The following is a 22,176-nucleotide window of genomic DNA, read 5'->3' on the forward strand; positions in this document are numbered from 1 at the left end:
TCAATCGCCCCTTTCTTACAGCTAAAGGACTGATTCGTAAGGTTTGCGCGCAGTTTGCGAGGCTGCGCGAACGGCGTGCCCGGGATGCCGAAAGCCATCCGCGGGACGGCGCCGATGGCGGGGCAAAAGGGGCTCGTTTAGCCTGTGCGGCTTGTCGTTTTCGCCACACATTGGTGACAAATAACCATGTTTCCACTACGCCTGATCGCCGTCGCGGCCGGCGCCGCCCTGGCCTTGAGCGCCCTGCCGGCCCGCGCGCTGGATGTCGCGAGCTTCTCCACCGAGGTCTCGCCCTGCGCCGATTTCTATGACTACGTGAACGGCCCCTGGGTCGACCGCACCGAGCTGCCGGCCAACCGCACCCGCATCGGCAGCTTCGACGCGCTGCGCGTGGCCAACGACCGGCTGCTGAGCCAGGCGCTCGCGGAACTGGTCGCCCAGCCGGCGCTGCAGAAGACGCCGGGCCTGAAGCAGGTCGCCGCCTATTACGCCAGCGGCATGGACCTGGCCGCGATCGAGGCCCAGGGCCTGAAACCGGTGAAGCCGCTGCTGGACCGCATCGCGTCGATGAAGTCGGCGCAGGACCTGCCCTACCTGCTGGCGCAGCTGGGCCGCGTCGGCATCGCCGCGCCGGTGGGCAGCTTCGTCCGGGCGGACGTCAAGAACACCCGGGTCAACGTGCTGACGCTGAGCCAGGCGGGCCTGGGCCTGCCCGACCGCGACGACTACTTCAAGGACACCGACATCGCCAAGAAGCTGCGCGCCGCCTACCGGCTGTATGCGCAGCGGCTGCTGGCCTCGGCCGGCTTCGAGGCGACGCCGGCGGTGCTGGACGCGCTGATGGGCTTCGAGTCCCAGCTGGCCGAGGCCACGGTGCCGCGCGCGCAGCTGCGCGATCCGCTCAAGGTCTACAACCCGATGACGACGCCGGAGCTGGCCGAGAAGGCGCCGGGCCTGGCCTGGGAGGCCTACCTGAAGGCGCTGACCCGCAGCGACACCCGCGCCGGCGGCGTGGAGCGCCTGATCGTGGCGCAGCCGACCTTCATGACCCGCGTCGCGCTGATGGCCGAGCACATCCCGCTGGCGACCTGGCAGACCTACCTGCGGGTGCGGGTGCTCGAGAACAGCGCCGCGCGCCTGCCCCAGGCCTTCGCGGACGCCGATTTCGACTACCGCGGCGTCGCCATCAACGGGCTCGAGCAGCACGCGCCGCGCGACGAGGAGGTCATCCTGATGATCGGCGGCCGCACCGGCGGCAGCCCGCTGGGGCTGGCGCTGGGCGAGCTGTTCGTGTCCAAGGCCTTCTCGCCCGAGGCGCAGCGCCGCGCGACGCTGCTGATCGGCGACGTGAAGGCGGCGATGAAGACGCGGATCCAGAGCCTGAGCTGGATGAGCCCGGAAACCAAGCTCAAGGCGCTGGAGAAACTCGAGGCGATGCAGCCCAAGATCGGCGCGCCGCCGACCTGGCCCCGGTTCGAGGGCCTGGCGCTGGATCCGAAGGACTTCGCCGGTAACCAGCTGCGCGCGGCGGCCTGGTTCCACGGCGAGCAGATCAAGGACCTGGACCGCCCGAGCGACCGCACCCGCTGGACGATGTCGCCCCACATCGTCAACGCGCAGGCGGGCGGCCTCAACGAGATCACCTTCCCGGCCGGCATCCTGCAGCCGCCCTTCTTCGACGCCAAGGCCGACGACGCGGTGAACTACGGCGGCATCGGCATGGTGATCGGCCACGAGATCGTCCACCACTTCGACGATCGCGGCCGCCAGTTCGACAGCATCGGCAGCCTGCGGGACTGGTGGACCGCCTCGGACGCGGAGCACTACCAGGCGCTCGCGGACCGGGTGGTGGCGCTCTACGGCCGCTACGAGCCGGTGAAGGGCACGCCAATCAACGGGCGGCTGACGCTGGGCGAGAACATCTCCGACATGGCCGGCATGCCGATCGCCTTCGACGCGCTGCAGAACGCGCTGCGTCGCAGCGGCAAGACCGACAAGATCGACGGCTTCACGCCCGAGCAGCGCTTCTTCCTGTCCAACGCGCTGGTGTGGCGCAACAAGTCGCGCGAAGCCGCGCTGCTGAACCAGCTGCGCACCGATCCGCATTCGCCGGGCAAGTACCGCGTGCTCGCGCCGATGTCCAACATGCCGGAGTTCGCCAAGGCCTTCGACTGCAAGCCGGGCGATGCGATGGTCGCCGCGGATCCGATCAAGGTCTGGTGACCGGCAGGTCCGCCGCGGCCCGCCGGGTCGTGGTCGCGGGGCCCGCGCGCCGTGAGGCGTGGCGGGCCCCGTGCCATTCGGGACCCCTGTCTTCCGGGACGGGTCGGCGGAAGTCATGGATCGCCGGGGCCGGGGCGTGGGGACAGGTCTTGCCACGCGCGTGTCACATCGATCGATATGCCGATCAATATGCCGATCGATGACCGAGGCCAGCATGACTTTTGACCCGATGGATACGGGGGAAAGTCGATTCGCGGCTCATCGCGCCGGCCTGCGTTTCGTCGCGGCAAAGCGGCGCTCCAGCCCTCGCCTTCAACGCTTGGTCGCCCGCCGCTTGGTGGCGCTGCCCGCGCTGCCTACGCTGAAAAAAGACCGATCGCATGGACGCCAGGAAGCGCGCCACGACGGTCCCCCCGTCTTCAGGAGCACGACATGCAAGCGACCACCCGCCCCTCCCACACGACCCTCGCCCGCGCCGCGTTCGCCGCGCTCCTCGCCGTGCTGGCCACCGGCGCCGCGCAGGCCGCGCCCGACGACCTGCAGCGCGTGGAGATCTCCGGCCGGCGCCCCGGCGAGATCCCGCGCACCGACGTGCGCGCCACCTGCCCCGGCGTCGACCAGGCGCTGTTCGACCGGCTGGCCCGGCAGCAGTACATCGAAGGCAAGGAAGGCCTGGCCACGGTGAGCTTCCGCCTCAACGGCAGCACCATCTCGGACGTCCACCAGTCCCGCGGCCCCTGGGTCTACGCGGCCGCCGTGCGTCGCGCGGTGCGCAGCCTGGCCTGCCAGGGCGCCGAGCGCGACACGCTCTACGTGATGCAAATCGCGTTCCGCAACCAGGACAGCGGCAGCGACATGAACCAGCGCGTGGCGATGATGGAACTGGCCCCGCCCGCCGCTGGCGCCGCCGACATCGCGGCGAGTGCGGCCGCGGTCGACGGGCGCTGATGGGGTTGTCCCCCAAGGGGGCGCTCGCGGGGCTGGCTAGGATGGCCGCCATCGCCACCCGGAGAGCTCCTTCATGCCCACCCATCAGACCGATGCGGCCACCGATGCGACCACCGATGCGGCCACAGATGCCGTGCGCCGCTCCCTGCTGATCACCGGTGCCCTCGGCGCCAGCGCCGCGGCGCTCGGCTGGCCCGGCGCGGCGCGCGCGGACAGCTGGCCGAGCCGGCCGGTGCGCTGGGTCGTGGCCTACCCGGCGGGCGGCGGTTCGGACTTCCTCGCCCGCCAGCTCGCGCCGGTGCTGGGCAAGGCGCTCGGCCAGACCCTGGTCATCGACAACAAGCCCGGCGCGGCCGGCATCATCGGCACCGACAACGCCGCGAAGTCGCCGCCCGACGGCTACACGATCCTGACCGGCGACAACGGCGCGATGGTCTTCAACAGCGCGCTCTACAGGAAGCTGCCCTACGCGCCGTCGGACTTCGCGCCGGTCGGCTTCATGGCCCGCTTCCCGCTGCTGCTGGTGGTGAACCCGGGCGCCGGCTTCACCAGCGCGAAGCAGTGGCTCGAGACCATCAAGGCCAAGCCCGGCAAGTACAGCTACGCGTCGCCCGGCGTCGGCAGCCCGCACCACCTGGCGATGGAGCTGCTGAAGGACCGCACCCACAGCTACATCGTCCACGTGCCCTATCGCGGCACGGCCTTCTCGACCCAGGACCTGATCGCCGGCGTGGTGCCGATGGGCATCCTGGACACCGCCGCCGCGCTGCCCCACCTGCGCGCCGGCAAGCTCAAGGCGCTGGCGGTGCTCGCGCCGCGGCGCATCGCCGCGCTGCCCGACGTGCCCAGCTTCGACGAGACCGGCATCAGCGGCGTGGAGGTCAGCGCCTGGCAGGGCCTGTTCGTGCCCAAGGGCACGCCGGAGGCGATCGTCTCGCGCCTGGGCGCGGAGCTGGCGAAGGCGCTGGCCCAGCCCGACCTGAAGGCCCGGCTCGAAGATTTCGGCCTGGAGGTCGCGCCCGGCGACGCGGCGTCCCTCGCGCGCTTCATCCAGGCCGAGACCCAGAAGTGGCATGCGCTGATCCGCAGCCGCGGCATCTCCGCCGAGTGAGGGCGGCCGGCGCCGCTGCGGGGCGATCTTCAGGAAAAGCCGACCGCCCGGTCGGTCGCCGTCGCGCGGGCGATAGCGCTGTCCTCCCCTCGGAAGACGGCCGCGCATTACTTCACGGGGGGATCGAATAGCTGCGGGTTTTCCCTTGAAGTGCGGGCTTCGAAAGCTGCGCGGCACGGCCCAAGCGGAATAAAGTTTGACCGGGCGCAAAGACAAAACGACAACGACGCGCCAGGAGACCTCCCCTCACTCCCGCCCGCGGCGACGCGGCCGTCCTGTCATGAACAACAACAACGCCGTTCGCGCGACGGTGGCCCGTCGCGTTTCCATCTGGTCGAGCGTCGCGATCGCGGCGCTGCTGATCGTCATCTGCGGCGCCCTGTCCTGGGTGCTGACCAACCAGGCGCAGCAGCGCACGCTGGACTACATGTCGGCCGAGGCCTCGTCGGTCGCCCGCGTCGCCGACGCGCTGGACCGCACCGCGCGCGACTCGGCCAACCGGCTGTACGACGTGCTGGCGGGCGACTTCGCCGGTGGGGCCTTCACGCTGGAAGGCGACGGCGAGCTGGCCTTCAACGGCCAGAAGCTCAATGGCAACTTCGACGCGGTGGACCGCTTCACGCGCCTGACCGGCGGCAACGCGACGATCTTCGCGCGCAAGGGCACGGACGACTTCATCCGCATCACCACCTCGGTGAAGAAGGAAGACGGCTCGCGCGCGGTCGGCACGACGCTGGACCGCGCCGGCGCAGCCTACGCCAAGCTCGCGGCCGGCGAGACCTATGTCGGGCCGGCGACGCTGTTCAAGGTGCCCTACATGACGCGCTACTCGCCGATCAAGGACGCGGGCGGCAAGGTCGTCGGCATCCTGTACATCGGCTTCGACATGCGCGGGCTGCACCAGGAACTGGTCAAGATGGCCGACGCGGTCAAGCTCTACGGCAGCGGCGGGATGTACCTGCTCGATCCGGGCAAGACGCCGGCCGACGCGCTGCTGCGCGCGCATCCGCGCGCCCAGGGCAAGAAGCTGTCGGAGCTGATGTCGGCCGACCAGGCCGAGCGCTACGTCAAGACGGTGACCGAGGACGCCGACGGCGTGCTGGAGGAGGTCCAGGCGGTCTACGGCGACAGCTACCAGGACGCGTTCGCGGTGGCGCGCAAGTCGCAGGCCACCGGCTGGTGGGTGATCGCCGAAGCCTCGCGCGCGCAGGCGCTGGCAGCGCACAACACCACGCTGTGGGTGCTCTGGGGCCTGATGCTGGCGACGGTGGTGCTGCTCGGCCTGGGCGTGACCTGGATGCTGGGTCGCTGGGTGGGCCAGCCGCTGGCCGACCTGAACGAGGCCGTCGGCGCGGTCGCCAATGGCGACCTGACGCGGCCGGTCCTCGTGCGCCAGCAGGATGACCTGGGCGCGCTCGCCGCGGGCGTCGAGCGCATGCGGCTGCAGCTGTCGCGCACGATCAACGAGGTGCGCCAGGCCAGCGATTCCATCGGCACGGCTTCCGCCGAAGTCGCCGCCGGTAGCCGCGACCTGTCCTCGCGGACCGAGCAGTCGGCCAGCCATCTGCAGGAAACCGCGTCGGCGCTCGAGGAGCTCGCCAGTTCCATGAGCCAGACGGCGGCGTCGGCCGCGCAGGCGCATCAGCTGGTCGGCGAGTCCGACCGCGCGGCCCAGCGCGGTGGCAACGTGGTCGCGCAGGTGGTGACCACGATGGACGAGATCAGCACGGCCAGCCGCCAGATCGGCGACATCATCGGCACGATCGACTCGATCGCGTTCCAGACCAACATCCTGGCGCTGAATGCCGCCGTAGAGGCGGCGCGCGCCGGCGAGCAGGGCCGCGGTTTCGCGGTCGTGGCCGCGGAGGTGCGTCAGCTGGCGCAGCGCAGCGCGGAGGCCGCCAAGCAGATCAAGGCGCTGATCACGGCCAGCGGCGAGCGGGTCGAGTCCGGCGCCAAGCTGGTGGGCGACACGGGCGAGGCGATGCGGGACATCGTGGCCAGCGTCAAGCGCGTGACCGACATCATTGGCGAGATCTCCACCGCGGCCCGCGAGCAGTCGCAGGGCGTGACGCGCATCAACGGCGCCGTGGCGCAGCTGGACCAGGGCACGCAGCAGAACGCCGCGCTGGTCGAGGAAAGCACGGCCGCCGCCGAGAGCCTGCTGGAGCAGGCGCATCGGCTGGTGGAGCAGGTCGGCCAGTTCCGGGTCTGATCCACGGCTGCTGGCCCTCACCCCTGCCCTCTCCCGCAAGCGGGAGAGGGGGTAATGCATCAGCGGCGCCTGCTCGGTAGAACACCCTCGCCCGCTTGCGGGAGAGGGAGTCATCGGGCGAGCGCGCTGGCTGCAAGCCGCGGTGGCAACTTCTCCCTCTCCCCGCTTGCGGGGAGAGGGTTGGGGTGAGGGGCGTGTCCCACCGCGCCAGCCGCGTCAGACCAGCACGCGCTCGATCCCGCCGTTGTTGGCCTTGGCCACGTACTCCGGCATCCAGTTCTCGCCCAGGATCTTGCGGGCCATCTCGACCACGATGTAGTCCGCCTCGAGCAGCCCGTTCTGCAGATCACCGCCATAGCGGCTCAGGCCCTGCAGGCACGACGGGCAGCTGGTCAGGATCTTCAGGTTCTCCTGCGCCCCCACCTTCCCCGCCGAGCGCAGCTGCGCCTCGGCCTTGCGCAGTTCCTCTTCCTTGCGGAAGCGCACCTGCGTCGACACATCCGGCCGGGTGACCCCCAGCGTGCCGCTCTCGCCGCAGCAGCGCTCGCTCTTCATCACCTCCGGCCCGACCAGCGCCTTCACCGTCTTCATCGGCTCCTGCAGCTTCATCGGCGAGTGGCAGGGGTCGTGATACAGATACGCCTGCTTCGAATCGAGCTGGATGCCCTTCTCCAGCAGGTATTCATGGATGTCGACGATGCGGCAGCCCGGGAAGATCTCCTCGAACTTGTAGCCCTGCAGCTGGTCATAGCAGGTGCCGCAGCTGACCACCACCGTCTTGATGTCGAGGTAGTTCAGCGTGTTGGCCACGCGATGGAACAGCACCCGGTTGTCGGTGATGATCTTCTCGGCCTTGTCGAACTGCCCGGACCCGCGCTGCGGATACCCGCAGCACAGGTAGCCCGGCGGCAGCACCGTCTGCACGCCCGCATGCCAGAGCATCGCCTGCGTCGCCAGGCCGACCTGGCTGAACAGCCGCTCCGAGCCGCAGCCCGGGAAGTAGAAGACCGCCTCCGCGTCCGCCGAGGCCTTCTGCGGGTTGCGGATGATCGGGACGTAGTTCTTGTCCTCGATGTCGAGCAGCGCGCGCGCCGTCTTCTTCGGCAATCCGCCCGGCAGCTTCTTGTTGATGAAGTGGATCACCTGCTCCTTGACGGGCGCGGTGCCGACCGTGGCCGGCGGCGCGCCGGTCTGCTTGCGCGCGACGCGCTTGAGCAGGCTGTTGGCCAGGCGCTGCGCCTTGAAGCCGACACCGACCATCGCCGCGCGCGCGACCTTGATCGTCTCCGGATTGGTCGCGTTGAGCATCAGCATCGCGGCCGCGTTGCCGGGCCTGAAGCTCTTCTTGCCCATCTTGCGCAGCAGGTTGCGCATGTTCATCGTGACATCGCCGAAGTCGATCTTCACCGGGCACGGATTCACGCACTTGTGGCACACCGTGCAGTGGTCCGCGACGTCCTCGAATTCCTCCCAATGCTTGATCGACACACCGCGGCGCGTCTGCTCCTCGTAGAGGAAGGCCTCGACCAGCAGCGAGGTCGCCAGGATCTTGTTGCGCGGGCTGTAGAGCAGGTTGGCGCGCGGCACATGCGTCGCGCAGACCGGCTTGCACTTGCCGCAGCGCAGGCAGTCCTTGATGGACTCGCTGATGGCGCCGATGTCGCTCTGCTGCATGATCAGCGACTCGTGCCCCATCAGCCCGAAGCTGGGCGTGTAGGCATTGGTCAGGTCGGCGAAGGTGTGCTGGCTGCCATGGCCGCCGGTGCCGGGCCGCAGCAGCTTGCCCTTGTTGAAGCGCCCTTCCGGGTCGACCTTGGCCTTGTAGCCGGCGAAGCCCGCCAGCTCCTCGTCGTTGAGGAACTCCAGCTTGGTGATGCCGATGCCGTGCTCGCCCGAGATCACGCCGTCCAGCGAGCGCGCCAGCGTCATGATCCGCGCCACCGCCTCGTGCGCGGTCTGCAGCATCTCGTAGTTGTCGGAGTTCACCGGGATGTTGGTGTGCACGTTGCCGTCGCCGGCATGCATGTGCAGCGCCACCCACACCCGGCCGCGCAGCACCTCCTTGTGGATGCGCTTGCACTCGGCCAGGATCGGCGCGAAGGAGGCGCCCGCGAACACGTCCTGCAGCGGCTTGAGGATCTGCCGCTTCCAGCTCGCGCGCAGCGTGTAGTCCTGCAGCTGCTCGAAGAACGAGCGCTCGCCGTCACGTTCGACGTCGAGCTCCTGCATCCAGGTGCGCCACTGCGCGCCGACCTCGTCCAGCAGCGCCAGCGCCTGCTGAACGCGGTCCTCGAGCAGCTCGGCGCTGGGGATCTCGCCGGCGTCGTCGCTCTTGCCCAGCGGCAGGTTGCCGGCGGCGAAGAAGGCGCGCAGCGCCTCCACCAGCGCCAGCTTGTTGCGCAGCGACAGCTCGATGTTGATGCGCTCGATGCCCAGCGTGTACTCGCCCATGCGGGGCAGCGGGATCACCACGTCCTCGTTCACCTTGAACGCGTTCGTGTGCTTCGAGATCGCCGCCGTGCGCTTGCGGTCCAGCCAGAACTTCTTGCGCGCATCGGCGCTGACCGCCACGAAGCCCTCGCCCGAGCGGCCATTGGCCAGGCGCACGACCTCGCTGGTGGCGCGCGCGACTTCATCGGCGTCGTCGCCGACGATGTCGCCGATCAGCACCATCTTCGGCAGCCCGCCGCGTTTGCTCTTGGTCGCGTAGCCGACCGCCTTCAGGTAGCGGTCGTCCAGATGCTCCAGGCCCGCGAGGATCGCGCCGTTCGGCTTCTTCATCTCGCCGAACATGAAGTCCTTGATGTCGACGATGGACGGCACGCACTCCTTCGGATTGCCGAAGAACTCCAGGCAGACCGTGCGCACGTGCGCCGGCATGCGGTGCACGATCCAGCGCGCGCTGGTGATCAGACCGTCGCAGCCTTCCTTCTGGATGCCGGGCAGGCCGGCCAGGAACTTGTCGGTGACGTCCTTGCCCAGGCCTTCCTTGCGGAAGGTGCGACCGGGGATGTCCAGGCGCTCGGTGCGCTCCAGCGTCTTGCCGGTCGCGTCGTAGTAGTGGAGGTCGAAGCTCGCGACCTCGACGTCGTGGATCTTGCCGAGGTTGTGGTTGACGCGCACCACCTCCAGCCACTTCGCGTCCGGCGTGACCATGCGCCACGAGGCGAGGTTGTCCAGCGCCGTGCCCCACAGGACGGCCTTCTTGCCGCCGGCGTTCATCGCGATGTTGCCGCCGATGCACGAGGCTTCCGCCGAGGTCGGGTCGACCGCGAACACGAAGCCGTGCAGCTCGGCCAGGTCGGACACGCGCTGCGTGACGACGCCGGCCTCGGTCCAAATGGTGGGGACCTCGCGGTCCAGACCCGGCAGCGCCTTCATCTCGACGCCGCGCATGGCCTCGAGCTTCTCGGTGTTGATCACCGCGCTGTTCCAGACCAGCGGCACCGCGCCGCCGGTGTAGCCGGTGCCGCCGCCACGCGGGATCACCGTCAGGCCGAGCTCGAAGCAGCCCGCCACCAGCGCGGCCATCTCGGCCTCGGTGTCGGGCGTCAGCACGACGAAGGGGTACTCGACGCGCCAGTCGGTCGCGTCGGTCACGTGCGAGACGCGCGACAGGCCATCGAACTTGATGTTGTCCTTCGCCGTGGTCTTCGCGAAGACCTTGACCGCGCGCTTGCGCAGCTCGGCCACCTGCTCGAACTGGTGGGAGAACGCGCCCACCGCCGCTTCGGCCGCGGTCAGCAGCTCGCCCACCCAGGCGTCGCGCTTGGCATCGTCCTCGGGATGGCGGCGGCGCTGCACCTCGCCCAGGCGATGGCGCAGCGCGCCGATCAGCGCCTCCCGGCGCTTGGGGTTGTCCAGCAGGTCGTCCTGCAGGTAGGGGTTGCGCTGCACCACCCAGATGTCGCCCAGCACCTCGTACAGCATGCGCGCGGAGCGCCCGGTCTGGCGCTCGCCGCGCAACTGGTCCAGCAGCTCCCACGCGCGGGCGCCGAGCAGGCGAAGGACGATTTCGCGATCGGAGAAGGACGTGTAGTTGTACGGAATCTCGCGCAGCCGGGCGGCGGGCGTGGGCGTCGGGGTCACGTCGCCGGCCATCGCGGGGTCGGCGGGCATCAGCAGATGCGGTGCGTTCATGGCGGCCAGGTGCTCGCGCACCGGGGTTGCGGCAGGCCGGCGCCCTGGGACAGGGGCCGATGCCAGGCTGGGGGAAAGCATGAGGCCCGGTGCCGGACGGCGCCCCGGACTTGTGGTCCCCGCGCCCGCTGGACACGGGGTTGGAAGGGGCGTTCGCGATGGCCGCGATCGGCGGCCGGCCCGGTTCGGGCAATGGGCGGAATCCTACCGCAGCGCCAGAGGGCCATCCCCGGCGAGGGACTCTAGGGAAGCCTGACTTCGCACCCTGCGATGGATGGTTCGCCAGTGTCACAATGCGCCGATAAGCTCGCCGGCCCCCGGTGGCTCGTCCACCCGACGATGTCCGCCCCGGGACCGCAGAACCACCCTCCCCGAGCATCGGAGACCCATGAAGCCCCTCAAGACTTCCCTGCTGGCCGCATCCGTCGCGGCCGTCGCGCTGATGACCCCCTTCACCGCCTCGGCCCAGACCGAGATCCAGTGGTGGCACTCGATGGGCGGCGCCCTCGGCGACTGGGTCAACGACCTGGCCAAGGACTTCAACGCCAGCCAGAAGGACTACAGGATCGTCCCGACCTACAAGGGCAGCTACGACGAATCGATGGCCGGCGCCATCGCCGCCTTCCGCGCCGGCAACGCGCCGCACATCCTGCAGGTCTTCGAGGTCGGCACCGCCACGATGATGGCCAGCAGGGGCGCGATCGTGCCGGTCGGCCAGGTGATGCAGCAGGCCGGCGCCAAGTTCGACAACGCCGCCTACGTCCCCGCCGTCGCCGGTTACTACACGGCGCCGAACGGCCAGATGCTGAGCTTCCCCTTCAACAGCTCGACCACCGTCTTCCACTACAACAAGGACGCGTTCAAGGCCGCCGGCCTGGACCCCAACAAGCCGCCGAGCTCCTGGCCCGAGGTCGCCATCGCCGCGGCCAAGCTCAAGGCCGCCGGCCACAAGTGCCCGTTCACCACCAGCTGGGTGAGCTGGACGCAGCTGGAGAGCTTCTCCGCCTGGCACAACGTCGAGTACGCGACCAAGAACAACGGCTTCGGCGGCCTGGACGCGCGGCTGGCGTTCAACTCGCCGCTGCACGTGCGTCACATCGAGAACCTGGCCAACATGGCCAAGCAGGGCCTGTTCGTCTACAAGGGCCGCGGCAACACGGCCGACGCGACCTTCTATTCGGGCGAGTGCGCGATGATGACCGGCTCCTCGGGCCTCTACGCCAACATCAAGAAGAACGCCAAGTTCGCCTCCGGCATCGCGCCGCTGCCCTACTACCCCGACGTGCCGGGCGCGCCGCAGAACACGGTGATCGGCGGCGCCAGCCTGTGGGTGATGGCGGGCAAGAAGCCGGCCGAGTACAAGGGCGTGGCCGCGTTCTTCCAATACCTCTCCAAGGCCGAGGTCGCGTCCGAGAGCCACAAGCGCACCGGCTACCTGCCGGTGACCAAGGCGGCCTACGAGCTGACCGAGCAGAGCGGCTTCTACAAGCAGAACCCCGGCACCGACGTGGCCGTGCAGCAGATGATCCGCAAGACGACCGACAAGTCGCGCGGGGTGCGGCTGGGCAACTTCGCGCAGATCCGCACCATCATCGACGAGGAGATGGAGCAGGTCTGGGCCGGCAGGAAGCAGCCCAAGGACGGCCTGGACGCCGCCGTCAAGCGCGGCAACGAACTGCTGGAGCGCTTCCAGAAGTCGGCCAAGCTCTGAATCCCCTGACGACCTGAAAGAGACCTGATGTCCCAGCAGAAGCGCGTGGTCTTCCGATCACGCTGGCTGCCCTGGCTGCTGCTCGCGCCGCAGGCCGCGGTGATCGGCGTGTTCTTCTTCTGGCCCGCCAGCCAGGCGCTGGTGCAGAGCCTGCAGCAGCAGGACGCCTTCGGCCTGTCCACCGAATGGGTCGGCCTGGACAACTTCCGCCAGCTGTTCAACGACGCCAGCTACCTCACCTCGTTCAAGACGACGGCGATGTTCTCGCTGCTGGTGGCGGTGCTGGGGCTGGCCGTGTCGCTGCTGCTGGCCACGATGGCCAACCGCGTGGTGCGCGCCGCGCCGGTCTACAAGACGCTGCTGATCTGGCCCTACGCGGTCGCCCCGGCGATCGCCGGCGTGCTGTGGCTGTTCATGTTCGCGCCGTCCATCGGCGTCGTGGCCTACGGCCTGCAGCGGATGGGCATCCAGTGGAATCACCTGCTCGACGCCGACCACGCGATGGCGCTGGTGGTGATGGCGGCGGTCTGGAAGCAGGTCTCCTACAACTTCCTGTTCTTCCTGGCGGGGCTGCAGTCGATTCCCAAGTCGCTGATCGAGGCCGCCGCGATCGACGGCGCCGGCCCGTGGCGCCGCTTCTGGACCATCACCTTCCCGCTGCTGTCGCCGACCTCGTTCTTCCTGCTGGTGATCAACGTCGTCTACGCGTTCTTCGACACCTTCGGCATCATCGACGCCGCCACCCAGGGCGGCCCCGGCAAGGACACCGCCATCCTGGTCTACAAGGTCTACTACGACGGCTTCAAGGCGCTGGACCTGGGCGGCTCGGCCGCGCAGAGCGTGGTGCTGATGGCCATCGTCATCGCGCTGACCGTCATCCAGTTCCGTTTCGTCGAAAAGAAGGTGCAGTACTGACATGGTCGAGCGCCGCCCCGCCCTCACGCTGCTGTCCCACCTGATCCTGGTGCTCGGCGTCCTGATCGTCGCCTTCCCGCTGTACATCGCCTTCGTCGCCTCGACGCAGACCGCCGCGGAGATCGTCCAGTCCCCGATGTCGCTCACCCCGGGCGCGCACCTGGTGGACAACTACTCGGCCGCGCTGTTCGGCAGCAGCGGCGCCGGCTCCAAGGCGCCGGTCGGGCAGATGATGTGGATCAGCTTCGTCTCCGCGATGGTCATCGCGGTGGGCAAGATCGCGATCTCGCTGCTGTCCGCGTTCGCGATCGTCTACTTCCGCTTCCCGGCGCGCAATTTCTTCTTCTGGGCCATCTTCGTCACGCTGATGCTGCCGGTGGAGGTGCGCATCGGGCCGACCTACCAGGTCGTCTCCGACCTGAAGATGCTCAACACCTACGCCGGCCTGACGGTGCCGCTGATCGCCTCGGCGACGGCGACCTTCCTGTTCCGGCAGTTCTTCCTGACCGTGCCCGACGAACTGGTCGAGGCCTCCCGCATCGACGGCGCCGGGCCGATGAAGTTCTTCCGCGACGTGCTGCTGCCGCTGTCGCGCACCAGCATCGCGGCGCTCTTCGTCATCCAGTTCATCTACGGCTGGAACCAGTACCTGTGGCCGCTGCTGGTGACAACGGACGAGCAGATGTACCCCGTGGTCATCGGCATCAAGCGGATGATCAGCGGCGGCGATGCCGCCAACGACTGGAACGTGATCATGGCCACCGCCATGCTGGCGATGATCCCGCCCGCGCTGGTGGTGGTGCTGATGCAGCGCTGGTTCGTCAAGGGCCTGGTCGACGCCGAGAAGTAAAGACACGAGAAGAGACATCGATGGCAAGCATTTCCCTGCGCAAGGTCGTCAAGCAATACGGCTCCGGCGCCAAGGCCAACCCGGTCATCCACGGCGTCAACGCCGAGATCGCGGATGGCGAGTTCGTCGTCATCGTCGGGCCATCGGGCTGCGGCAAGTCCACGCTGCTGCGCATGGTCGCCGGGCTGGAGGAGATCAGCGGCGGCGAGATCGCCATCGGCGACCGCGTCGTCAACGAGATCGAGCCGGCCGATCGCGACATCGCGATGGTGTTCCAGAACTACGCGCTCTACCCGCACATGAGCGTCTTCGAGAACATGGCCTACGGCCTGAAGATCCGCAAGCTGCCGCCCGAGCAGATCCGCGCCCGCGTGGACAAGGCGGCCGGCATCCTGGAGCTGTCGCACCTGCTGCAGCGCCGGCCGCGCGAGCTGTCCGGCGGCCAGCGCCAGCGCGTGGCGATGGGCCGCGCGATCGTGCGCGACCCGCAGGTCTTCCTCTTCGACGAGCCGCTGTCCAACCTCGATGCCAAGCTGCGCGTGCAGACCCGGCTGGAGATCCAGAAGCTGCACCGCGAGCTGGGCGTGACCTCGCTCTTCGTCACCCACGACCAGGTCGAGGCGATGACGCTGGCGCAGCGCATCGTCGTCATGAACGGCGGGCGCATGGAGCAGTTCGGCACGCCGGAGGAGGTCTACGGCCGTCCGGCGACGACCTTCGTGGCGAGCTTCATCGGCTCGCCGGCGATGAACCTGCTCAAGGGCCGCGTCGAGGGCCGGCGCTTCCATGTCGGCGGCACCTCGCTGCACCTGCCGCTGGCGGCGCCGCGCGAGGGCGAGCTGACCCTGGGCCTGCGGCCGGAGCATGCGCTGCCTCACGACGGCCAGGCTGTCGCCGCCGACGCCACCGCCTGGCCGCTGAAGGTGGAGATGGTCGAGATGCTGGGCGCCGAGCGCCTGGTCTACGGCCGGCTCGGCGAGGCCGCCTTCACGCTGCGCATCGATGGCACCGACACGCCGCCGCGGCCCGGCGACGAGGTGCTGCTGCAGGCGCCCGGCGAGCGGCTGCACTGGTTCGACCCGGCGACCGGGCAGCGCGTCGACTGACGCGCGGCGCCATCGACGCGCCCTCCACCGCGGCCGGCGGCCACAGACAAACGATCCGCGACAGCGATCAGGGAGAACGACATGACGGTCTCGACGCATGCCCTCGACGAACCCAGCTGGCCCTGGTCGCTGCCCTTCTGGGTGGCCCACCGGGGGGCCGGCAAGCTCGCGCCCGAGAACACGCTGGCCGCGTTCCGGGAAGGCGCGCGGCATGGTTATCGCGCCTTCGAGTGCGACGTGAAGCTGAGCGCCGACGACGTGCCCTTCCTGCTGCACGACGCGACGCTGGACCGCACGACGACCGCGCGCGGCCGCGCCGCCGACCGGAACTGGAGCGAGCTGTCGCGACTGGACGCCGGACGCTGGCACAGCCGCGCCTTCGCCGGCGAGCCGCCCGCCAGCCTGGAGAGCGTCGCGGCCTTCGTGCGCCGCAACCAGCATGCGCTGAATATCGAGATCAAGCCCACGCCCGGCGACGAGTTCCGCACCGGCGAGATCGTCGGTCGGGAGGTCCTGCGGCTGTGGGAGGAGACGGCGCCGGTGTCGGTGCTGTTCAGCAGCTTCCAGCCTGAGGCGCTGCGCGGCGCCCGCGAATCGGCGCCGCAGGTGCCGCGCGGGCTGCTGCTCGACAAGCTCGACGGCGACGGCTGGCTGCAGCTGGCCCAATCGCTGGGCTGCCGCGCGGTGATCACGCATTACGCGCTGATGGACCAAGCGCTGGTCGCGCGGCTGCGCGAGGCCGAGATGAAGGCGCTGGTCTACACCGTCAACGATGCCGCGGCCGCGCAATGGCTGATCGCCAACGGCGTGGACGGCATCATCACCGACGCGGTGGACCGCTTCAGCCCGACCGCCTGACGGTCCGCGAAGCCGCCAAGGCGCCAGGCCGTCACAGGCCGCCAGGACTGTCAGCCGGTCAGCGCGCGGGCTGGCGCAGGTCGGCGAGGTCCGTCATGCCGTAGACGCAGCTGTCGCAGGGCTGGCCCTCGACGTCGAGCGCGTCGCGCCGCAGCACGCCTTCGAGCGTGAAGCCGCAGCGCTCGGCCACCGCGCGGCTGGCCGCGTTGCGCGAGTCGGTGCGGATCTCCAGGCGGCGCGCCCGCAGTTGCTCGAAGCCCAGGCGCACCAGCGCGGCCACGACCTCGACCACCAGTCCCCGCCCCGTGTGCGAGGGCACGATCCAGTAGCCCAGTTCAAAGCGGCGCACCTGCCAGTCCGGCGAATGCAGCCCCGCCCCGCCGATCAGGCGCCCGGGCCGCCCGTCGGCGCCGCGCTCGTGCAGGTAGTAGCCCAGGTGCTCGCGTTGCAGGAACTGCGCCTGCATGCGCCGCGCGACGCCCTCCGACTGCTCGACGGTGGGCGTCTCGTGCGCCCACGGCATCCAGGGCTTCAGATGCTCCTGGGCCTCGAGCACCGCGCGGTTCAGCGCGGGGCCGAGCCCGGCACGCGGCGACAGCAGCACGAGCCGGGCGGTGTCGATCCGCTCGGGGACCTCGACCAGGAGCGGATCGGGGGCGGTTTGAACGCGCATGGGGACCTCAGTTGCCGTTGGCGGGTTGCAGCTGCGCGGTGCCCGCGGTCGGGGCCGGCGTCACGCCGGGCATGGCCTCGGCGCCCAGCGGCGGATCCTCGCCCTCGACCTTGGGCAGCACCTTCACCAGGCGGATCGCCTGGACCTGCCAGGCCAGCACCGCCAGCAGCAACGCACCGACGCCCGCGAAGGCCAGCGCGGCGCGCAGGCTGACATGCTCGCCGAGCCAGCCGCCGATCAGCGCGCCGGGACCGGCGGGGATGAGGATCAGCCAGCGCATGGTGCTGGTCATCCGGCCGAGCAGCGGAGCGGGCGTCACCGCCTGTCTCAGCGACAGGAAGTTGATGAAGATGAGCACCGCGCCGACGCCGAACATGAACAGCGTGAAGGCGAAGGCCGCGACGCCGACCGCGTTGGCCGGCGCGACGCACAGCGCCGCCCAGCCGATGCCGCACATCGCGAAGCCGCCGATCAGGCTGGGGCCGGGGCCGAAGCGCGCGCTGATGCGGTGGCCCAGCGCGCTCGCCAGCACCGTGCCCGCGCCCAGCGCGATGTAGGACAGGCCCACGCTCTGCGCCGACAGTCCCAGCACCCGCGTCGCGAAGAGGATCTGCACCACCTGCGCGGCCTGGTTGAACATCTGCCAGCCGCCCACCGCGCAGGCCAGCGCGACCAGCATGCGCTTGCCGCGCACGAACGCGACGCCGGCCTTCAGGTCGCGCCAGAAGTCGGCGCCGTCCAGGCGATGCAGCGTCTCGGTGACCTTCACCCCGCGCAGGATGAGCGCGGACGCCACCAGCAGCAGCGCATCCACCGCCAGCGCCAGCGGCGCACCGACGAGCTTGATCAGCGCCCCCGCGACGCCGGGGCCCGCGACCTCGGCGCCGGACGAGGCCAGCGCGTTCTTCGCATGCGCCTCGACGAGGCGGTCGCGGCTCACCACCTGCGTCAGCACGATCTGCGAGGCGCTGCCCGCGATCGTGTAGACCGTGCCGAGCAGGAAACCGACGAAGTACAGCCACGGCATGCCCAGCCAGCCCATCCAGTGGGCCACCGGCACGCTGCCCACGGCGACGGCCAGCGTGAGCTCGCCCACGATGTAGACCGGCAGCTTGCGCACCCGGTCCAGCCAGACGCCGGCGGGCAGCGAGAAGAGCACGAAGGGCGCCAGCTCCATGGCGGTCAGCACGCCCATCTGCGTGGGCGAGGCATGCAGCAGCACCGCCGCGGTCAGCGGCAGCGCCAGCAGTGTGATCTGCCCGCCCAGCGAGCTGATCAGGATCGACGTCCACAGACGCCGGTAGACGAGGTTGCGCAGCAGATCGCCGGCGGGCAGGCGCAGGAGATCGAGGAAGCGGTCGAGCAGACGGTCGACCCACGTGGATGCCTTGATCGGCAGCATGTTGACACTCCGGATGCGGTCCGCGCGGGGCGTCGTGCGCCGGGCGCGGATCGGGCGAGCGGGACGCGGTGGGCGTCGCCGTCGCGAAAAGCCTGGGACCTGGGAACCGGCCGTGGCAGGCCGGCGGGCGTCGTCCAGACGCCTACGGTCGTCGCGCCCAGCCGGATGGCCCAAGCGCGCGCACCGACGCCCGGGCGTCGTGTTTGGTGCGGTCCAGCAGCTTGGTCATGGGGTCGGCTCCGATCGGGGATCGTGGCGTGAGAGCTTCCGGGGAGGAAGAAGGCGCCGATGCTATCAGCGCCCTTCCGGCCGCCACAAGTGAGGAAAGACAGGGGAACCCGGGCGCCGACCGCCGGCCCGGCCGCCTCGGCCGTCCCCGCTCACCAGCCCGCGGCGGCGCCGTCGCGACGCGGGTCGCTCGCGGCGACGTAACCCTCCACCGCCGGATCGCCCAGGCGCCAGATGAACTGCCCGGCGCCGAAGTCCTGGTAGCTGTCGTGGATGTCGCCGATCTGGTGGCCGAGCGCGCGCAGGCCGTCGATGGTCTGCGGCGCCATCGAGGGCTCCACGTTGATCGACAGGCCCTCGTTGAAGCGCCAGCGCGGCGCGTCGCAGGCGGCCTGCGGATGCTGGCGGTAGTCGAGCATCCGCACCAGCGTCTGCAGGTGGCCCTGCGGCTGCATGTTGCCGCCCATCACGCCGTAGCTCATCTGCGGTTGGCCGTCCTTCATCAGGAAGGCCGGGATGATGGTGTGGAACGGCCGCTTGCCCGGCGCGACGACGTTGGCATGCCCAGCCTCGCGGGTGAAGCCGTGGCCGCGGTTCTGCAGCGACAGCCCGTAGCCCGGCACCACGACGCCTGAGCCGAATCCCATGTAGTTGCTCTGGATGAAGCTGACCATCATGCCGCTCTCGTCCGCGGCGGTCAGGTAGATGGTGCCGCCCTTGACCGGATTGCCGGCCTGGAAGTCCTGCGCGCGCTTCATGTCGATGAGCTTGGCGCGGCTCGCCAGGTAGCCCGGATCCAGCAGCTCGGCGACCTGGACCTTCATCGTGCGCGGATCGCCGACATGGCGGTAGACATCGGCGAAGGCCAGCTTCATCGCCTCGATCTGCAGGTGCTGCGACGCGGTCGAGTCCACCGGCAAGGCGCCGATGTCGAACTGCTTCAGGATGCCCAGCGCGATCAGCGCCGCGATGCCCTGCCCGTTGGGCGGGATCTCATGCAGCGTGTGGCCGGCGTAGTCCATCGAGATGGTGTCGACCCACTGCGGCGCGTAGGCCGCGAAGTCCGCGGCGGTGATCGCCCCGCCGGTCTCGCGCGCGAAGGCGGCGGTGGCCTCGGCGACCTCGCCCCGGTAGAAGGCCTCGCCCTTGGTCGCGGCGATCAGGCGCAGCGTGCGCGCCGCGCCGGGGAAGCGGAACAGCTCGCCCACCTCGGGCGCCCGTCCGCGCGGCAGGAAGGCCTCGGCGAAGCCGGGCTGCGCGACCAGGTCCGCCACTTCGGAAGCCATGCGCCACTTGCTTTGCACGATCACCGGCACGGCATAGCCGCGCTCGGCGATCTCGATGGCCGGCGCCATGAGGTCGGCGAAAGGCAGCTTGCCGTAGCGCTCGCTCAGCGCGACCCAGCCGGCCACCGCGCCGGGCACGGTCACTGCATCCCAGCCGCGGCGCGGCATCGCGCTGCCGGCGCCGTGCTTGCGGTCGAAGTAGTCGGGGGTCCAGGCCTGCGGCGCGATGCCGGAGGCGTTCAGTCCCTGCAGCGACCGGCCGTCCCACACGATGGCGAAGGCGTCGGACCCGAGCCCGTTGCTGCAAGGCTCGACGAGCGTCATGCAGGCGGCCGTGGCGATCGCCGCGTCGACCGCGTTGCCGCCCTGCCCCAGGATGCGCAGTCCCGCCTGCGCGGCCAGCGGGTGGGACGTCGACACGACGTTGCGCGCGAAGACCGGGCTGCGCTGGCTCGAGTAGCCGCGGGTCCAGTCGAAGGCATGGGCGGGGGCGGTCATGGGATGTCTCCTGTAGGGGTGCGGGGCATCTTGCCCGATGGCCGTCGCCGCCGACAGCGCGCAAGACCTGACGCGTGAAGGACCCGTGCGGATTGCGTAACCCATTGCAAAGCTGCGAACCCATGTCAACACACACACATGCGGCGTCGTTGTTCGCTCACCTTGTTCAACCTGCTGGAGTAAACCAGATGCAAGCCTTCAAGACCGTCAAGACCCTGGCCCTGATTCCCGCCCTGCTGATCGCCGGCGCCGCGATGGCCCAAGGCACCACCACCCCGGCCGCGCCCGCGACCCAGGCCGCTCCGGCCGCGACGACCGCCCCGGCCTCCGATGCCAAGGCCGAGCACAAGACCGCCAAGCACCACAAGGCCGCCGGCGAGAAGGCCACCGGCGAGAAGGCGACGCACAAGACCCACAAGAAGGCCGAGAAGCCCGCTGAAGGCGCTTCCGCCGCCAAGTAAGCGGTGATGGCGTGAGGACGTCGCTGGCGACGTCCTCGGCGATTCCAAAAAAAGAAACCGCAGCACCGGGTGACCGGTCTGCGGTTTTGCTTTGTCCGGCGCCTGGCCGGAAGCGGCCTGAGGCCGCGTGCCGACGCTGGATCAGGCCGCAGCCATCTGGGCGATTGGGATGACGCGGGCGCTGCTCGCGCAGGTCACGCCGTGCGCGGCGGCGCAGGCGCGCCGGGCTTCATCGAAGATCTCGCGGGCGCAGTCGTGGCAGCTGCCGCAGGCCGACGCCACCTGGGTCTCGTCCTGAAGCACCTCGAAGTTGTGCACGCCATCGGCCACGGTACGGCGGATGTCGCGGTCGGAAACTCGGTGGCAGAGGCAGACGATCATGGCGGCGAAACAGGAACGAACCTGGAATGGCCGCGATACTAACGCAAACGCGAATTCCTCTCAATTAGGTCACAGAGCCCCTGCGCGGCGTCCGGCCAATGTCGGTGAACTGCGACACGGCGCCTCCATCACCCCGCCTTGCGCCGACGCGCGGACGAAAAAAGCCCCGGCAAGCGGGGCTTCGGGGTCCCTGGCGACGGCTGGGCCCCAGGATGGGCGTGGCTGGCGTTCAGCTGGCGTCGCCCATCTGGCTTTGCAGCCAGTTCTGCTCGCCGACCTGGGCGATGAGCTCGATCTGGGTTTCCAGATGATCGATGTGCTCCTCCGTGTCGGACAGGATCTCCTCGAGGACCTCGCGCGACACGTAGTCGCGCACGGACTCGCAATAGGCGATGGCTTCCTTCAGCAGCGGATGGCTGCCCATCTCGATCTTCAGGTCGCAGTGCTGGACTTCGACGGCGTTCTCGCCGATGTACAGCTTGCCCAGGTCCTGCAGGTTCGGCAGGCCTTCCAGCATCAGGATGCGATCCATCAGCTTGTCGGCGTGCTTCATCTCCTCGATGGACTCGGCGTACTCGTGCTTGGCCAGCTTCTCGAAGCCCCAGCTCTTGAGCATCCGGTAATGCAGGAAGTACTGGTTGATCGCGGTGAGCTCGTTCTTCAGCTGCGCGTTCAAGTACTCGATGACCTTGGCATCGCCCTTCATGTTCTTCTCCTGGAAATCGTACGGAATGGCGCGCATTGTCCTCATCCCTACGACGAATGGGGACAAGACCCGCCCCGTCCGCTCTGCATGCGAAGTATTCGCAGCACGTTCCTCGCTCCGGCGAGTCGCCATCGATCAAGAAAAAAGCCATCGCCGCGATTCTCGGTTGCTATTGCGAATGGTTCTCATTAAGATGCTTCGCATGAATGCCCATCACCTCTCCCAGATCGAAGCCCTGCAAGCCGTTGCGCTGGATGGCGCCCGGGTCGCCGCAGGTTCGCCGCGTGAAGCGGCTCCGCTGGTCCAGCGCCGGCGCATCAGCAGCCAGGCGCTGATGGGCAATGACCGCGAGGTCGAGATCGAGCACGCCGGCCAGCTCTACCGCCTGCGCGTGACGTCGCTGGGCAAGCTGATCCTGACCAAGTGACCCCGCTGAGCGGCGGCCGGACGAGGACCGCCCCGCC

General features: G+C 69.4%; 17 protein-coding genes. 11 read left to right on the forward strand and 6 right to left on the reverse strand.

What is annotated here, in order from left to right:
• Positions 1 to 186: 186 nt before the first annotated feature.
• The 4 genes from FHT37_RS13540 (at position 187) to FHT37_RS13555 (ending at position 6,497) form a co-directional block, all read left to right on the forward strand.
• Positions 187 to 2,223, forward strand: coding sequence for a M13 family metallopeptidase (locus tag FHT37_RS13540; RefSeq protein WP_183482037.1), 2,037 nt, complete (start codon positions 187 to 189; stop codon positions 2,221 to 2,223).
• A gap of 432 nt (positions 2,224 to 2,655) precedes the next feature.
• A complete protein-coding gene (locus tag FHT37_RS13545; RefSeq protein ID WP_183482040.1) occupies positions 2,656 to 3,171 on the forward strand; it encodes a hypothetical protein in 516 nt (171 codons plus the stop codon).
• A 73-nt stretch (positions 3,172 to 3,244) separates the two neighbouring features.
• Positions 3,245 to 4,282, forward strand: coding sequence for a tripartite tricarboxylate transporter substrate binding protein (locus FHT37_RS13550; protein ID WP_183482043.1), 1,038 nt, complete (start codon positions 3,245 to 3,247; stop codon positions 4,280 to 4,282).
• Between the two features lie 280 nt (positions 4,283 to 4,562).
• On the forward strand, positions 4,563 to 6,497 hold the full coding sequence (locus FHT37_RS13555; protein WP_183482046.1) for a Cache 3/Cache 2 fusion domain-containing protein: 1,935 nt from the start codon (positions 4,563 to 4,565) through the stop codon (positions 6,495 to 6,497).
• Between the two features lie 216 nt (positions 6,498 to 6,713).
• Here the strand turns inward: FHT37_RS13555 and FHT37_RS13560 are convergent, their stop codons facing one another.
• Entirely contained in the window at positions 6,714 to 10,616 is a 3,903-nt protein-coding gene (locus tag FHT37_RS13560) for a DUF3683 domain-containing protein (protein WP_409072713.1), read from the reverse strand.
• A gap of 409 nt (positions 10,617 to 11,025) precedes the next feature.
• On the opposite strand from FHT37_RS13560, the gene ugpB reads away from it, so the two are divergent.
• From ugpB to ugpQ, 5 genes are all read left to right on the forward strand, one after another.
• Entirely contained in the window at positions 11,026 to 12,348 is a 1,323-nt protein-coding gene (gene ugpB, locus FHT37_RS13565; protein ID WP_183482052.1) for a sn-glycerol-3-phosphate ABC transporter substrate-binding protein UgpB, read from the forward strand.
• A gap of 27 nt (positions 12,349 to 12,375) precedes the next feature.
• Positions 12,376 to 13,263 (forward strand): sn-glycerol-3-phosphate ABC transporter permease UgpA, encoded by an 888-nt coding sequence (ugpA, locus tag FHT37_RS13570; RefSeq protein WP_183482055.1) that lies wholly within the window; start codon positions 12,376 to 12,378, stop codon positions 13,261 to 13,263.
• A 1-nt stretch (position 13,264) separates the two neighbouring features.
• Complete coding sequence (gene ugpE / locus FHT37_RS13575; protein WP_091726300.1) at positions 13,265 to 14,113, forward strand: sn-glycerol-3-phosphate ABC transporter permease UgpE; 849 nt, start codon at positions 13,265 to 13,267, stop codon at positions 14,111 to 14,113.
• A 20-nt stretch (positions 14,114 to 14,133) separates the two neighbouring features.
• Positions 14,134 to 15,219: a sn-glycerol-3-phosphate import ATP-binding protein UgpC gene (locus FHT37_RS13580; RefSeq protein ID WP_091726304.1), complete on the forward strand. Its 1,086-nt coding sequence runs from the start codon at positions 14,134 to 14,136 to the stop codon at positions 15,217 to 15,219.
• 81 nt (positions 15,220 to 15,300) lie between these two features.
• The gene (ugpQ, locus tag FHT37_RS13585; RefSeq protein ID WP_183482058.1) at positions 15,301 to 16,077 is read left to right on the forward strand and encodes a glycerophosphodiester phosphodiesterase; all 777 of its coding nucleotides are present in this window, start codon (positions 15,301 to 15,303) and stop codon (positions 16,075 to 16,077) included.
• Between the two features lie 58 nt (positions 16,078 to 16,135).
• Here the strand turns inward: ugpQ and FHT37_RS13590 are convergent, their stop codons facing one another.
• The 3 genes from FHT37_RS13590 to FHT37_RS13600 all read right to left on the reverse strand — a co-directional run bounded on the left by FHT37_RS13590 (position 16,136) and on the right by FHT37_RS13600 (position 20,164).
• Positions 16,136 to 16,750: a GNAT family N-acetyltransferase gene (locus tag FHT37_RS13590; RefSeq protein ID WP_183482061.1), complete on the reverse strand. Its 615-nt coding sequence runs from the start codon at positions 16,748 to 16,750 to the stop codon at positions 16,136 to 16,138.
• Between the two features lie 7 nt (positions 16,751 to 16,757).
• Positions 16,758 to 18,152 (reverse strand): MFS transporter, encoded by a 1,395-nt coding sequence (locus tag FHT37_RS13595; RefSeq protein WP_183482064.1) that lies wholly within the window; start codon positions 18,150 to 18,152, stop codon positions 16,758 to 16,760.
• A 380-nt stretch (positions 18,153 to 18,532) separates the two neighbouring features.
• Positions 18,533 to 20,164 carry a gamma-glutamyltransferase family protein gene (locus tag FHT37_RS13600; RefSeq protein WP_183482067.1) on the reverse strand — a complete coding sequence of 544 codons (1,632 nt, stop codon included), beginning with the start codon at positions 20,162 to 20,164 and terminating at the stop codon, positions 18,533 to 18,535.
• A 188-nt stretch (positions 20,165 to 20,352) separates the two neighbouring features.
• On the opposite strand from FHT37_RS13600, the gene FHT37_RS13605 reads away from it, so the two are divergent.
• Complete coding sequence (locus FHT37_RS13605) at positions 20,353 to 20,625, forward strand: hypothetical protein (RefSeq protein WP_091726326.1); 273 nt, start codon at positions 20,353 to 20,355, stop codon at positions 20,623 to 20,625.
• Positions 20,626 to 20,766: 141 nt separating this feature from the next.
• Here the strand turns inward: FHT37_RS13605 and FHT37_RS13610 are convergent, their stop codons facing one another.
• Positions 20,767 to 21,006, reverse strand: coding sequence for a bacterioferritin-associated ferredoxin (locus tag FHT37_RS13610; RefSeq protein ID WP_091726330.1), 240 nt, complete (start codon positions 21,004 to 21,006; stop codon positions 20,767 to 20,769).
• Between the two features lie 229 nt (positions 21,007 to 21,235).
• Positions 21,236 to 21,712, reverse strand: a complete 477-nt coding sequence (bfr, locus tag FHT37_RS13615; protein WP_067068504.1) for a bacterioferritin — start codon at positions 21,710 to 21,712, stop codon at positions 21,236 to 21,238.
• 202 nt (positions 21,713 to 21,914) lie between these two features.
• Between bfr and hemP the strand changes: the two genes are divergently transcribed.
• Positions 21,915 to 22,139, forward strand: coding sequence for a hemin uptake protein HemP (gene hemP, locus FHT37_RS13620; RefSeq protein ID WP_183482070.1), 225 nt, complete (start codon positions 21,915 to 21,917; stop codon positions 22,137 to 22,139).
• The last annotated feature ends 37 nt before the right edge of the window (positions 22,140 to 22,176 follow it).

This window comes from Mitsuaria sp. BK037 (genome assembly GCF_014193045.1).
Classification (GTDB): Bacteria; Pseudomonadota; Gammaproteobacteria; order Burkholderiales; family Burkholderiaceae_C; genus Roseateles.